Origin of the sequence: Flectobacillus roseus (genome assembly GCF_030056595.1) — a bacterium.
In the GTDB taxonomy this organism is placed as follows: Bacteria; Bacteroidota; Bacteroidia; order Cytophagales; family Spirosomataceae; genus Flectobacillus; species Flectobacillus roseus.
In genome coordinates this window covers 120,139-135,495 of the sequence record NZ_JASHIF010000023.1, presented here as the reverse complement: position 1 = coordinate 135,495, position 15,357 = coordinate 120,139, and the positions used below count along the sequence as shown (strand labels likewise).

At 36.5% G+C, this 15,357-nt stretch carries 10 protein-coding genes; 1 reads left to right on the top strand and 9 read right to left on the bottom strand.

The annotated features are described in order from the left end of the window. Window positions 1–47: 47 nt before the first annotated feature. The 4 genes from QM524_RS22000 to QM524_RS21985 all read right to left on the bottom strand — a co-directional run bounded on the left by QM524_RS22000 (window position 48) and on the right by QM524_RS21985 (window position 3,478). Window positions 48–1,400, bottom strand: coding sequence for a glycosyltransferase family 2 protein (locus QM524_RS22000; RefSeq protein ID WP_205749570.1), 1,353 nt, complete (start codon window positions 1,398–1,400; stop codon window positions 48–50). A gap of 82 nt (window positions 1,401–1,482) precedes the next feature. Continuing rightward, window positions 1,483–2,574: a HEAT repeat domain-containing protein gene (locus QM524_RS21995; protein ID WP_283346244.1), complete on the bottom strand. Its 1,092-nt coding sequence runs from the start codon at window positions 2,572–2,574 to the stop codon at window positions 1,483–1,485. Between the two features lie 50 nt (window positions 2,575–2,624). Further along, complete coding sequence (locus QM524_RS21990; protein WP_095168227.1) at window positions 2,625–2,990, bottom strand: response regulator transcription factor; 366 nt, start codon at window positions 2,988–2,990, stop codon at window positions 2,625–2,627. Window positions 2,991–3,094: 104 nt separating this feature from the next. Then, a complete protein-coding gene (locus QM524_RS21985; RefSeq protein WP_283346243.1) occupies window positions 3,095–3,478 on the bottom strand; it encodes an Hpt domain-containing protein in 384 nt (127 codons plus the stop codon). 265 nt (window positions 3,479–3,743) lie between these two features. Between QM524_RS21985 and QM524_RS21980 the strand changes: the two genes are divergently transcribed. Beyond that, entirely contained in the window at window positions 3,744–5,792 is a 2,049-nt protein-coding gene (locus tag QM524_RS21980; protein ID WP_283346242.1) for an LTA synthase family protein, read from the top strand. Between the two features lie 61 nt (window positions 5,793–5,853). Here the strand turns inward: QM524_RS21980 and QM524_RS21975 are convergent, their stop codons facing one another. The 5 genes from QM524_RS21975 to QM524_RS21955 all read right to left on the bottom strand — a co-directional run bounded on the left by QM524_RS21975 (window position 5,854) and on the right by QM524_RS21955 (window position 15,348). Continuing rightward, complete coding sequence (locus QM524_RS21975) at window positions 5,854–6,270, bottom strand: helix-turn-helix domain-containing protein (protein WP_095168220.1); 417 nt, start codon at window positions 6,268–6,270, stop codon at window positions 5,854–5,856. A gap of 84 nt (window positions 6,271–6,354) precedes the next feature. Beyond that, on the bottom strand, window positions 6,355–7,530 hold the full coding sequence (locus tag QM524_RS21970) for a hypothetical protein (RefSeq protein ID WP_283346241.1): 1,176 nt from the start codon (window positions 7,528–7,530) through the stop codon (window positions 6,355–6,357). A gap of 5 nt (window positions 7,531–7,535) precedes the next feature. After that, window positions 7,536–8,798, bottom strand: a complete 1,263-nt coding sequence (locus QM524_RS21965) for a YaiO family outer membrane beta-barrel protein (protein WP_283346240.1) — start codon at window positions 8,796–8,798, stop codon at window positions 7,536–7,538. Between the two features lie 207 nt (window positions 8,799–9,005). Beyond that, entirely contained in the window at window positions 9,006–11,330 is a 2,325-nt protein-coding gene (locus QM524_RS21960) for a hypothetical protein (RefSeq protein ID WP_283346239.1), read from the bottom strand. Window positions 11,331–11,748: 418 nt separating this feature from the next. Beyond that, window positions 11,749–15,348: a BamA/TamA family outer membrane protein gene (locus tag QM524_RS21955; protein ID WP_283346238.1), complete on the bottom strand. Its 3,600-nt coding sequence runs from the start codon at window positions 15,346–15,348 to the stop codon at window positions 11,749–11,751. Window positions 15,349–15,357: the final 9 nt, after the last annotated feature.

The window sequence follows — 15,357 nt, the reverse complement described above, 5'->3', positions numbered from 1 at the left end:
TAGCTTATAAAGCCATATTCAACCCCTTAATAAGTGCTTAGTTCTTGTTATGGTTTCTTGGGAGCAGTCGCCGGAGCATAACCTGTACGAGTCATTTCGCCCCAAGAGTGAGTTTTCTTGAAAAACAAATCATAGTTGCCTTTTATAGCCCAATATACTGTGAGAGGGTGATAAATAAACGGCTCTAAAACAGCGGTAATAAATAAACGACCAATCTCTTTTGGTTCGGAATAACGGTTAAAAAATGTCTCTTGAGCCTGAATAGCCAATATCGAAAAGAATAATGACATGGAAAATACCAACCCGAGCATAGCTACAAAAAAGTATATATTGATATAGCCCAATAGAATCATCACCAAGGTGAAAATCAGACCGAAAGCTTCGATAAATGGTCCAAACCATTCGGCAATTAACCAGTATGGAAAACTCAACATACCAATTATACCATACTTTTTGCGTCCAATCATATCTCTGTGAAGCATCAAACATTCAGCCGTTCCTCGCGCCCATCTATTTCTTTGGCGAGATAAAATGGTTTTTGTCACGGGGGCTTCTGTCCAACAAAGCGGCGTAGGAACGTATGCAACTTCGTAAGGTATTTTATTATTGAGCATCAGCTTATGCAAGCGAATCACCAGCTCCATATCCTCTCCAACCGTTTTCTTATTATAGCCTCCAACTTCAATCACACGTTCACGATGAAAAATACCAAATGCTCCTGAAATAAGTAAAAGCCCATTGATAGAGCTCCAGGCTGTACGTCCTAGAAGGAAAGCTCTAAAATATTCTATCAGTTGAATTCTTGGTAGAAATTTATTGGGAATTTGCAACTTCACCATGTGACCATGATATACCTCAGCGTCGTTATTAAGCCAAACAATTCCTCCTACTGCAACAACCTCTTTGTGGCTATTAATAACAGGGTAAATCAAGTGTTCAAAAGCATTCTCTTCCAATAAACAGTCAACATCAACGCAGGCAAAATAGTCAGAATAGGAAACATTAATTCCTGCATTGAGGGCATCGGCTTTACCGCCATTAGCCTTGTCAACTACAATAAGTTTTTTAAAAGCTTTATTCTTTGATTTATAAATCGCTTTGATTTCATTACAAGGCAAACGGTATTCGAAGTAATAATCAACCTTCTCTAAATCGTAAAATTTAATTGCTTTTTCAAGGGTATCATCTTTACTACCATCGTTGACAATAATCAAAGTTAAATTATTGTAACCCAGTGATAATAAGGAGCGAATATTCTCCACAATGGTGACTCCTTCATTATACGCAGGGGCTACAACTGAAATAGATGGAAGATAAGGGTTTTGACGAAAAGCGTTAAAATCAATATTGAGATTTGCTTGTTTGTGATGCTTCAGTACTTTCCATGACCGAACGCTCATGAGAATGTAAGATGTAAAAATCATCATACAGTACAAAAACAAACCAAATTGTATAAAGTAAGAGAAGAATGTTAGCATCCGATTAAAATTTATTTAACACATGAATAGCCAATTTTTGGTCTGATTTATCACCGTTTGACTCAAGATACGATAAAAATGACATACTATTAGAATTCATGTTTTGAAGCGTTTCGGCAGCTTTTACTCGAATAGCTGGATACGCATCTTTCAATTTGTTGAATATAAATGGAACATCATCGTCGGTTCCGTGCAAGGATACATATTTTAGAATAGCGATTTTCACAGGTTCTTCTTCAGTAGCAAATCTTCGCTTTAATTCATTCAAGTAATCGTTTCCACCACACTCTGCAAGATATTCGATGATAGCAGTCCTTACTTTTGGATTGGGGTGTACTACAAACGACGCCGCATCCATGTCCAAATCAAGTTCTTGAAAAATATTAGCGAGCTTCAATCCCAATATTTTAAGCGTAATAGATTCGTGATTAATCAATTTACTTAAATTTGGGATTTGCTTAAACTGGCTTCTCTTCAAAAAACTGATAATTTCGTACATTTCCCAATCTGAAAGTGGAAAATGAATTTCTGATAGAATATCTACTTGATCTCCGCCCATTGATATTTCGGCCTTGATTGCCACCAAACGTACAAATTGGTTAGGATGATCTAATAATTCAGTAAACATAGTCGAATTTTCCAAAGCCTTAATCGCTAAAAGGTCGTTGGTCGCATTGACAAGCTTATACCATTTATATCGAAAGAATTCCTTTTTAATTTTTTGCTCAAAACCAAAAAAGGTATATAACTCTTTTATCTTTTTTTGATCATCGCCCAACAAAACTTTATTGGCATTGAATATTTCCTCGTAGAGAATTTCTCTAAACAATTTGAATTTCAGTTGAATATTCGAAAAGTAGTTGGCAATTTCCTTGCTCATGAATTCTTGAATATTCAAGTCTTCTTCCATGAGCCAAGCTGTAATATATTGCTGTATTTTTTCTCGTATTTCTGACCTTCTTTTTGCGTTTCTTTTGGCACTTATTTTTTCACTCAATATGCTTATTATAATAACCAAATCCACAATCAATAAGATTGTAGCAAAGACTAATATAATAAATATAAGTCGCTGAATATGAGCGGGTATATTGTTCATAAATTTTGAGAGAAAGGGCAATAAATATAATCAAACTTACTAGGGAATACCTAGACGGAAGTTCCTAGAAGTCGTTTAACACGAATGATTAACTCATTGAAACGAAAGGGTTTTTCAACAAAATCATTTGCACCAAGTTCCAAAGAAGAAACGATTTTATCCTCTACATTCGTACTTGAAAGTACTATAATTGGAGTTTGAGCGTCACGAGTTTTACGGATATGAAAAATGAGCTCATATCCACCCGAAAACGGCATTTGTAAATCAGTTATGACAATATCAGGTTGAACCTCATCGTATAAATCAATAGCGTCTAAGCCATTTTGACAACCTGTCACTTCAAAGCTCTCTCTATTAAACTTATCAACAAGTAATTTTAACAACAGTGATTCATCCTCAGCAATTAGAATTTTCATGATTATTCAAAATTGGGTCTAATACACCCTAAGTATCGTGAAACTAGGGTTAATATTTATTTTATCGGTTACCGAATAATAGTTTTATTGAATTTTACCTTCATTTACTGGGCTTCATCAGTAAGCATTTTAATTTTGTCATAGTCGTTTTGAATATGAAGTAAAAGCTCTTGAAGATCCTCTATCATCTTTTGTTGAGGAACAATAAATTCTTGGGTTTGTAGAAAGGTTTTTTCGACCTCTTTGCAAAGCTGGCTAAATTCAATTTGCCCGACACATCCCAACATTGAACTCATCTTATGCAGTTTTTTGGCAAAACCTAGTTTGTCACCACTAGCAAAGGTCTCATTCAATTCAGACATTTCTGTAGGAATGTTGTTAAAAAAGTACTCCATTATTTCGAGAAAATATGAAGCCTCGTTGTCAAATAACTCTGCAATGTACTCTTTGTCGAAACTAGGATGAAAAGGAAAGGATTCTAAGCTCATTTTAATCAAACATCACAAATAAAACACGGATAAAAATAATACGCTAAAATTGGCGGAGCGTTACTTTTTTTATCATAAAAATCGAACAGCACCTTCAGCTATTTTACAAAGAAAATCAAAAAACTTATATTTGACTACTTTAATTAACGAAGAATTAAAATTATCAGCGCAAAAATCATTCCAAATAGGTTTTACTCGAATTTCGGTATTTTATTTGTAGCATAAAATTTTGATTACATTTTTTTTGATAGAATTATATTTAAGCATGAGCGAATCACTAGAAAAAAGAACTTTTCTTGACCTTCAGAAGGCTGGGTTAAACCAGTTTGGAAACTTAGCCCTTGGCTGGTTTCTTACCATTTTTATTATCCGTCTTATCGAATTGATTTACGGTAGTACGACTCAAAATATTGGCGACTCACTCATTTTTTTATGGGCTAGAGGCTCGTTGTATGATTTCATATATTTTTCAAAATCTATTGTCTTTTTAGGACTAATCCATCAAGCACTACTATTTATATCTCCCAATATTGCCAAAATTATTACTTGGGTAGTTATTTCTGTCTTAACGCTATTGCATCTGTCTTTGATGCAATATTTTATGACATCCCTAGTACCTCTTGGAGCCGATTTATACAGCTATTCGCTGGATGATATTAAACAAACTGTAGGAGCAGCAGGTGTACCTGTACTCGGCATTATTGGAATGATTGTGATTGTGTCGTTACAATTTTTACTTTTTCAAACATTAACCAAAAAAGCTCCAATACATCGTTTTATTATTCCTTTAGTAATTTGGGCTCTTGCCTTTGTTGTGTATTACTTTGATGCAGAACTACAAATACCAAGTCATCAATTCAGTAATGAGTTTGACAATTATTTGACTTACAACAAGTCCCTCTATTTTTCTAATTCATCGTATGATTATTTTGTTGCTAGCGACGACGAAGTAGATATTTATGCAGATAGTTACTTAGGAATTGGGGGTGCTTTACTTGGTGGAAATAACGAAATTTTGAAGGTAAATTATTTAGATGAAAACAATTATCCTTTCTTGAGAATCGATTCAACGCAAGATGTATTGGGCAACTTCTTCAATAAATCTCCTCAAAAACCTAATATCGTATTTCTGTTGGTAGAAGGCCTTGGTAGGGCTTTTACGGGTGAAGGTGCTTATTTGGGTAACTACACCCCGTTTATTGATTCGTTGTCGCAAAAAAGTTTGTATTGGAACAATTTCTTGAGTGAGGGGGGACGTACATTTGCGGTACTTCCCTCTATTTTAGGTTCGCTACCCTTTGGAAAAAGTGGATTCAATGATTTAGGTAATAATATGCCTGTCAATAATTCATTGATTGGTATTATGAAACGCGCAGGCTACCATACTGCATTTTATTATGGTGGCGATAGCAAGTTTGACAATATGAAGCTGTTTTTGCAAAAAGAAGGTATCGACCAAGTGAATGACGAGCCAACCTTTACAGGCTCGGGATATCTCAAATTACCTAAATCTAGTTCATCATTCACTTGGGGATATGACGACAAAAGTTTATTTAAACGATACTTTGATGTGAATGCCAATGAGACCAGCAAGCCAAGTTTTCAGGTTATCTTGACAGTGTCCACACACAGTCCATTCTTAATTAATAATCAAAGTATTTATACCCAAAAACTATTGCAATATAGTCAAAGTCCAAAGGCTAGAATGACGCCATCGCAGCAACAGAATGCTAAAGATTATACACAAATGCTGTCAACGGTGATATATACAGATGAAGCTATTCGTGAGTTTTTTGAGAAATATAAAAAGCGTAAAGATTTTGCCAATACCATTTTCGTTATCACGGGCGATCACCGTATGCCTGAAATTCCGATGGCGACCAAAATTGACCGTTTTCACGTACCATTGATTATTTATTCGCCGCTATTAAAGCGCTCAGTAAAATTTGAATCTATTTCGACTCACTTTGATATTGCGCCAACTATTGCAGCTTTTATGAATAAGAATTATGGTGTTGCTAAACCGTTGGTTACCAACTGGATTGGTACGGGTATCGATACAGTCAGACAGTTTAGAAACGTACACTCTTATCCATTGATGATGACTAAAGCACAGATGATTGACTTCATTTACGGCGATTATGTATTGAATGGGACAGATTTATATCAAATTGGACCAAATATGTCGATGACTTTGAGTCCAGAAAAAGATGCACAGTCGGCGGTAAAAGCCAACTTCGATATATTTAAGCAGAAAAATGAAAAAATTCTGAAAGGGACTAAATTACTACCCGACTCAGTTCGTCTAAAATAGCCATTAAACAAAAAGGTTCTAAAACGATATGTTTTAGAACCTTTTTGTTTAAGAATTTCTCCTATTTTCCCAATCGATTTTTAACAAGTCTCTTCACCGTATCAATACTTACGGAAATATCTAATTCTTGCAAAAGCTTTTTTTGTAAAGCTTTCAAATTAATAGATTCGTCTTTGAGGGCTTCTTCTATTACCTCCAAATGCTGAGGATTATCAAGTGATATGATTTGTTTTCGACCTTGTCCTTCTTTTCTAATCAAACCATTGAGTCCTTCCGACAACCATGCTTTTTTCCAATTCACAAATGTATTCTCACTAATATTCATGAACTTTGCGACGTTTTTTTGGTTCATTCCAAAATCATTCAACAAAAGCCCCTGACAACGCATACGAACCTCTGGCTTCGGATGATACATCGAAGTTTCTTGTAACAGCTTTTTTTCCGATTCAGAAAGTTTAAGTGCTTCTCTTTTTTGCATTTTACTCGTAAATCTAGCGTGATTTAGGTTTACCTCATTTTTCAAAGGATAACTTTACTGCTTTTTTGCTAGATTTCCAAACCGTTACCTAATTTCTGCCTTTGGATACACCTTTTCCTTATAGTAATCCTCTAAAATTTTGCTTGTAAGAGGTCTGTATACGTCCCAGAAGAAACTTTTTCGCTCTGAGACTGATTCGTCATGCACTAACATGGGTACAACATACTCAATCCACTTAAAGTAGGTTGAAAACATTCCGATAGGGTTATCACTAAAGTCTCCAGCAAAATAACTGAAGTGATAATCATCGCCTTTGTGAATAATTATGGCAGGAAATTTTGATGGAATTCCATAACGTTGGAGTTCTTTTGTTCCTTGGGTATTGGCATACACCTGATGATATGCCATTACCTTATTCATTTTGGGGTTGCTTTTTAATACATCAAACCAATAAGGATATTTGATGCTTTCTGGCAAGCCATATTCTTCCTGACCCTCTTGGGTACTTATCATGAAAGGAACTTCGTTAGTGAGATGTCTTTCGTTTTCTAATACCACCACTTGGTCTTTTTCAGACACAAATGCAACGCCTGATTTCTTGAATGGCCATGAGCCCCTTTGCTTGATATAGTTGCGCACCAACCATCTAGGTAACTCAACGTTCACTGTGGTATCGAGCGAATCGAAGTACCTCCCTATCCAACCTGTCCATTGTACACCAAAATCACGTTCAAACTCTTCACGAATATGGGATGCAGTGGGCGAATTAATATCGTTAAATTCCATCATGACAAGCTTTTTCTGCTGCTTCATATTTTTGAGCAGAGTCAAATCTTGATCAGACATTCCTCCATACAAAATTCCAGAACGTTCGGTCTGACTTTTACCAGCAAACCATTCCTGACGATAAATACCATAAGTGTCAGTGAAAAATGCTACATCTGAATCCTTACTAAGTTGCTCCAACTGCGAACTCGAAAAACGTTCTAAACCTTTTACTTGATACTTTTGGTCGTCTTTCGGAAAAAAGCCAAAGTAATCACTAATTTGATACAACTTGGTACTGGTCTTAGTGAAACGCTTATGTTTAAGCATCCAAATCAAAGAGATATGTTCCTGTCCATCAGGCGTGAGAACGGTCTTATCGACAGTAGCCACAACCATTTTTCTTTTTGGCGTTAGACACCATGCCAACCACATCCAAATCGGTGCGCTAATGATTACGAGCAATACTAATTTAATCCAAGAAATTTTTTTCATTTTACCTAAAGCTTTCTGCGAATGCTAATGCCAATATCGAATTGATTACCGTTGACTCTTTGACTTAAATCTTCGTTAAACCAAGAAGCGCTGAGTCCTAGCGTTGTTTTTTCCTTAAATACTTTACTGTAACCAAGGTTTACTTTGAAAGTATTGAGTTTTCTTCCGCCTTCCAACAAAACGTTGCGGCTTTCGTCGGGCGAAATCCCTGATCCTATGCCTAAAGAGAGGAAATCAAACGAACCACCAAAGTAATATCGTGTAGTAAAAGTATAACTCTGTGAAATATCGCTATTGCTTGGTACTAAAAATGCACGGAGGTTGAACCAATAATTACCGATGTACTTACCAAGTGACCCCGTATAAATCCATGTTTCGTCCGAAAACTTTAAGTAACGATAGCCAATCTCCCCTTCAAAGCTTTTGGGTAAGTTGGCGTATAATGAGAAACCATTTCTAAATGTTGGAAATACAGGTAAACTAGGCGAATAACCAAAATTGACATAAGTATAGAAGGTTTTGCTGATGCGAGGATAGCCATCAAGTTCAAACTGGATACCGTCGTCACCAAAGCGTTTGGCATGAGTAACGCGCCCAATAAACGAACCAACTTGAGAACCTCTACTAACAGAAATACTAGTTAAGTGCCAAGGTTGTTCGTGTAGAGAAGAATTATAATTTTTATCAAAATAGAAAAAATCATACGACAAAGTTGCAAACACCTGCCTCGAATTATCTTGCATACGTCCCGCCAAAGTACGAGCTTCTGTGTTTTGAGGTTCGCGCTTGATTACACCATTTACGATGGAAAGACCCTCATCAAATTTTTTCAAATCTTTTAAGGCCTTTGCCTTTTTAAGTAATATCTCCGTATCGTCTGGATAATATCCTAGGGCTGTTTCGCAGATAGTGAGCGCCTCTTGGGGATGGTCGTTCCAATATTCCAAGTCAATCATGGAACTAAGCGCCTCCTTATTTTTGGGATTAGCAGCAAGTACTTGTCCAAGCTCGGCTCTGGCGCTATCTGTCTTGTCTGTCCAAATATATATTCTCCCCAAAAACACTCTTATGTCCTGATAATCAGGACTCTTTTTGAGAGCCTGCTGACAATACGAAACGGCAAGGGGATAGTTTTTTTGTTCAAATGCAGCATTGCGAGCTAATTTGAATAGCTCGTCGGAATCAAGCGTAGGAGCTTGTGAGTAACTTTGAAAACAAAGACTCGATAAAGTAAGGAATAATAAAAGATACCTTGAAAGTAATTTCATAAAAGTAAGTTTTGAAATTGGGCAATAGTTCAAAAACTAGGAATGCCAGGAAACCCAATCATCAACATTAAAACATCAGAAATATTGCGATAAAACACACTTCTAATACTCTAGCAAATTTTATGCTATTATCATGATTTTTTAACGTTCAGAAAATTAAAATTACGGGCTTCCTAGCATATATCAAACATATTGCCAAAATCTTACCTAAACTTCTACTCTCAGAGCTTTGAGTCCGTAAACACCCTGCATCTCTTCTAATTCGAGGTATTCGATCTTACCAGAAAGGATATTCTTACTTTGAAGGTATGTAATATAACTGGCGTATTCTTCAGCATCCTTATGATTGGCATATACCATGGCTATCTTGCCAGGCTGCGTCAATCGTTCGCCAGTATTTTTTACTAAAGCTTTATCAATACGCTTTTTCATAATCTCATAACGAAGATTATAAGCTCCTTCTGTATCAAAACGGCGTTCGTCTTTTCTAAAACTAATATCAATTGGATTGCTATGAATTAGAATCAGTTGCGTCGTGTGCAAAGGCACAGGCAACTCTGGAATTAAATCCTCTGTCATTTTTACAATTTTGGCCATCGAAATCAATTGCCACAATCGTAAGTTTTTCAAATACAGCGGATTAAAAGGTTTGTTTGGTGCAATACTTTGTCCGATATAGATATTGTATTCAACACCATCCGTTTTATATTTTTCGAAATAATTGGGATATGCCTCTTGCAAAACTTCCCTTTCTTCTTCCAGAAAATTATTAATCGTGGCGTTGATTTTAGTCAGACTATCTTCAAAGGCATTTCGATGCGTAAAAATATGTTGATGAAATGCTTCAGTCTTGGCAAAATAGGCTGCAATAGCATCGCTCGCTTTGCCTTTTTCACCTTGTAAATGCTTGAAAATAGGTTGTATTTCTTCTTCAAAATAAAAGTTGATATTCATTTCCTCATCAGGCAAAATACCTTCAGCAATTTTTTGAATAAAACCATCATTTTTAAAATTCAATTCGTCCAACAAAGGCAACACAAATTCATTACGCAATACATTCAAGGTTTCCTGAATCAGAAGAAGCTGCTCCATAAAATCTTGTTGTAAGGCTTTATTTCTTTCAATAGATGAATTACGAATGTCGACAGCGCCATACAAAGGATATACCTTTTCAAAAACCACATTACCCATGGGCTGTTTGGTGGTTGCTCTGTTTTTGAGATATTCCCATGCGACTTCATTAAATTTCCACTCAACAGAAGGCTGTAAAGAGGTAAATTTTTGCTTTATCAATCGTTCAATCTTATCATCAAAATTCTTGATGTGATAGTCTAGCGCTTGCTCCAAAATAGGCAATACGCTGTTGATTTTATTGAGCGAATCATGCGATAACTCCGAAACATTGGACGAGGCAATTTCCAATACCCCAAGCATGCGGTCTTGCGACTGAATCGGGTACATTAAATAGCTTTTAAATCCTTGCTCGATTAAATAACCCGCAATACTGGTTTCTTCTTTGAGTAAATTTGGAATAAAAACTACATGAGGATATTGTAAAAATTTGTCATAGGCTTTTTGAAATTCTTCATAATAAATACTTGAAACTGGGGGCGTAATCAACATCGTGCTGCGATGATACTCATGAGCGTTGACATAGGTATCATTGAGCCGCAAGTATGGCATGAGGTTTACTTGGATATTGGCAGTTCCTAAAAGTACCTTTATCGTTTCGCTGAGGGCACTGTAACTAACCTCTTCTTTTTCTGAAGGCATTTTGAGCACAATATTCTTCATATCGTGTAGACAAGTTTCGGCAGTTATGTCTTTTACAGTGATTAAGCCAAATCCTTCAAATTCAAATTGATGAAGTGGTAATAAAGTTTGAAGTGTTTCTAAATCGATAATTTCATTTTTACCATCGCACACCAAGCCACTCTCAAGTTTTGGTAAAGGTTCAGTCCCTATGTAATTAACATCCAAAAAGCGTTTATCTGGCTTGACAAGATAATGTGTCAATAATCCTGTTTTTTTATTGAAAAACGAATAGGGAACTTCCTCTTCCGTATCAACCTTAATACCATAATATTTGCCTAAAATCCATTTGTATGCATGGTGCAATTTGGTGCTATTGAGTTTTTGGATATGTTCCGATTCTTTGACCAAAATTTTTCCAGAATCTTTATCAATAAAAATATCTTCAAATGCTTCCGAATAGTAAAAAAAGCGAATATGAAAAGGATAGCTCAGCGCAAAAATCTCCTTGTCGTTTTCTGAAAGCAAAGGAAAAATAACGGTTTTGAGTAAACTTAAAACCTCTGGGTATTTCTGTAAAATTTGTGTATCATAAATAGGCTCGTGAAGTTCAGGGTATTGTTCTAACTGGTTCAATACCTCTTCATAAATCCTCTTGAGAATTCCCTCAGAGGATTTGGCGTATTCTTTCAGTAGTCGTAAAAATGGACGAAATGAAAGCTTGGTCGATACGAGCTCTTCGACTGTGAATAGGTCACATTCTTGTACTAGCGTGTTCATTGTTATTGTTGCCTCTACGGCATTCCTTGCTGCGATTAATTAATTCTACCCCCACTAACTACTCTTCTGAATCACAAAATAGACATCCTTTAGCTAAGACAACTACAAGGTAATCAACATTTTACTATTATAAAACAACAGAAAATGTACTACTATCTTTTTACAACAATCATTTGTCATTTAACATGCTGTCATTTACTAGCGAAAAAAGACAAAGTTATATTTTGATTGAAATGGTTTCGAGACGAGTGTGTAAATGATTCGGGCGGTTTGCTGTAAAATTTAGCTATTTTATCATACTCTATACCGCCGTTTATCAGTTATCACACTTAAGTGGGTTTCGTAAAAATGAAACAAATGTTAACTCCAAAAAAGTTTATTTTTTGAAATTATCTTGTAATGATTATAAAAAATATTGCTAGAAGAAAAAACCAAGCTTAAAACTAATTACTTCATCTTCTGAGGAGCGCCCATAAGTCAAGGTTACCACTGCCATTTGGAACGGTGAAAGCCAAATACCACCACCATATCCATGATGCCATTTTTGAGAGGTTTCATTGGGATTCCAAACTCTACCAAGGTCATTAAACGCCAGCACACCAAGATGCGCAGGAAAAAGATATGACTTGAATGAAAGCAACTTCAAACGTGCCTCCAAATTGTGATAAAACGAGCTTCTTCCTGAAAAACGTGAACGACGGTATCCTCTCAAATTACTCAAACCACCCAAAGTATTAGCTTGATAGAACTCATAGTCTAACAAGTTGATTCCCCCTCCCACACGCGTGGCAAATGACAAAACCGCTGGTAATTTGAAGGTATGATAAAATGCCAAATCAGTTTTGACATTGAGATAATCATCTTTGTAATTATGCTCAAATGCTTTCTGAAAAGTTGCCTCTGTATTCCATTTTAAACCACGAGTTGTCATAACTGGATTATTGCGAGTATCAACGGTAAAACCAGTACGTACCCCATAAAAATCTTGTTCGTCATACACAGGCGAGCCTTTGGCAGCATATTCGGCAATGTATCGCTTAGCATTTTCTTTTACATTATATCCATTGAACACAAGCCCATAATAGAGTTTTAAAGGTCCCCAATTATTGCTCAAAAGCACTGAGTTTTCAAGGTTACTAAGTTTGACTCTATAATATTCAATACCTTTTGAATGAATATATTGGGATTCGTTGCTTAGGCCAAAAAAGTTATCTGTTAGCCCATCTTGCTGTAACGTTAGTTTTACTTCTAAATCAGCTTTACCTATTACATCTACAGCTTTTCCGACATAATAAAGGTTAAAAGCATTTGTTGAAAATGCATAATTTCCAGACAAACTATGTTGCATGCGGAATGGTGATTTTCTAAAACCTTGCTGGGTATATTGCACCCCACCACCAAGAAACAGTCCATCGTCGGGGTTATAGGCGAGCGAACCTAAAGGTGCCAATCTATCATAAACAAACGCAAATCTGTCTAGATCATTGATATGCTTATCGTTTTCAGTCGTATGGTTAACGGTTTCTTCTCCAGCCTGAATCGTTGTGTTTTTCTTTTTGTCATAAATTAGCGTCTTTCGTGCGCCTTTATCCACTTCCGAACTATCAATGAAAATATCTTTTCCTTTTCCTCCAATGAGTCTAACTTTAATTCCTTTGTTGGCTTTTCCGTACACATGAAATACATCTTCGCCATCCATTCCCCAAACACGAATCTCCTTTGTATCTTTTGGGTCAAAAATTCTTTGATACAAAAGTGTACCTTGTTTGCCTTTTTTAGTTTGGTCAAACAATTTTACGCTAGTATTACCATCAGCCAAACGTTCAATGTCAATGATTTCGTCTTTGTCAGAGGCTACCACATCTACTTCTTTAGCTAAAAACTTGTAATATTCTGAAGCATAGGCTAATAAATCCTTTTTACGTTGTTTTAACTTAGCTGCAATTTCGGAGGTAAATGGATCATTATTGGGTAGCTTTTTGATAGACTCATCAATCAATGAATCTGAGATACTTTGTTGTAACAAGCTGGCTGTTTCTTGCCAGTCTTGTTGAGATAATTGGGTCAAAAACGCCCTGTCAACATATCTGGCATTGAAGTTGAAAGTATTAACATCACGAATTTTATAGTCAAAACCTTGTACCTTAGGCAAAATCCATTTGCGAGAGACAATCTTTGGCAAAACGCCTTGACTCACAAAAAAGGCTTGGTCACGGTCGCGTGGAATTGCTTTAAAAACCGTCTGTTTTCCTTCGTCAAAAGCTGCCCAACGCCATTGGTCATCATGACGATCCCAATCGCCAATGAGCATATCCAACAGTCTAGCTCGAAGTAAGGCTTTTTGATCCACTACATTTTTATTGTCTTGATCTAATTTATCAAAAAGCTTAAGGGTCGAATAAGTCTTTTTGGCTCCAGCAAAACCTTCATCTGGTCGCTCCTCAAACAAGGCTAATTGTCCTGCAAAAAGTCGCTGATATGGTCCAAGAATAGTATCGTTTGGTAGACGAACCAATCGAGGATTGGTATGTAAAACTCCAGCAGCTTCGGCCAAAGAAGGAATCGTTAGAGCAGCAAATGGATGGGATGCAGAAATTTGGTCACCAACAATATCAACGGTAAACTTGCTACGAATTGCCTCAGGAACAGCACTTTCTGGATATTTTTCTACTGATCTTGTTACATATTGATTTTCGTCTTTACCAGCATATCGGAGTGATAACGTTTGTTGACCTCCCCCACGTTGAATTACTTTTAACCCTCCTTTTTCATGGGTCAAATCCAACACGGGTGCTTGCACAGGACTCGTCCAAATACTCCGATAATTTTTACCCAAGAGCCATTCTTTAAACTTATTGGCCTTGAATTTGGGATTAGGAATAGTTTGTTGATTAGATTTTACGACTAACTCCTGATAAGGCTTTTTCTTAAACTCCAATACTTTTTCGTAAAGCAACTGACCATTCGCATCCCAAAAATAGATTTTTGACGTACCATCCGACAGCCAATCTAACTGAGCAAATCCTTTAGTCGCTGCGGCAAAATAGGAATCTGCACCCTTTTTGACAGGAGTTGTTTTGGAGCCAGCACCAGTAGTGATATAATAAAGAGAGTCTTTCTCAATTAACTGAAGCGTATGTTCATGCCCGTTGGCATAAACCACATTGGGATACTGCGACATGATTCGAACCATTCCCGTTTGCATTTCCTTGTACACAGGATTAGGAATATCCTGAATATTACCAATCCAAGAACGATATAAAGGATAAATAGAGCCAATAATCGGCAAAGGAATATTGATACCCAGTTCGCTAAGTGGCAATATATGTGATTTGAAAGGATAATAGCCACCGTGTAAACTATACGAATACATTGGATGATGTCCTGCCACCACAACCTTTTTGTGTCGGTTACGATACAAAATATCGTCTAGGGAAGTCAACAAACCTGTCAAGGTTTTTACTTCGCAATCAGAGTTTTCATCTGGTTTTTTCCAAGGGTGCAAATACCACTGTGTATCCAATAAAATCAGTGTCTGATTGTCAGAAAGGGGTATTTCTTGAGGTGTCGGGCATCCCCCTTTTGGGAAAAATACTGCTGGGTTTTGGAGGTAATCGGTTACAAATTTTTCCTGGGCAATAATTTCTGTCCAACCATTTTTTCCACCTTGTTCCCAGTCATGATTACCAGGGATAATAAAGCCCGTTCCAATATGCGATTTGATCACATCTAATTGCGCTTTCAGACGATCTTCAGCATCTTTTCTGTCAGGATGTTCCTCATCGACCATTCCTTTGGGATAAATATTATCTCCTAGAAAGACTACTGAACTATTTTTCCCTTTCAATTTTAATTTTTCTGAAAGTGTATTCAAAACTGCATCTTTACCATGTGTATCAGGCTCGCCTGCATCACCGATAAGAAACAATGAATATTCAACTTTTGGTACAGGGCTTTGTGCCAAAAGTTGAGTTGAAAGTGATAGGAAAAGAAGTATATAAAGTAATTGAGTTTTCATCTTAAAAAA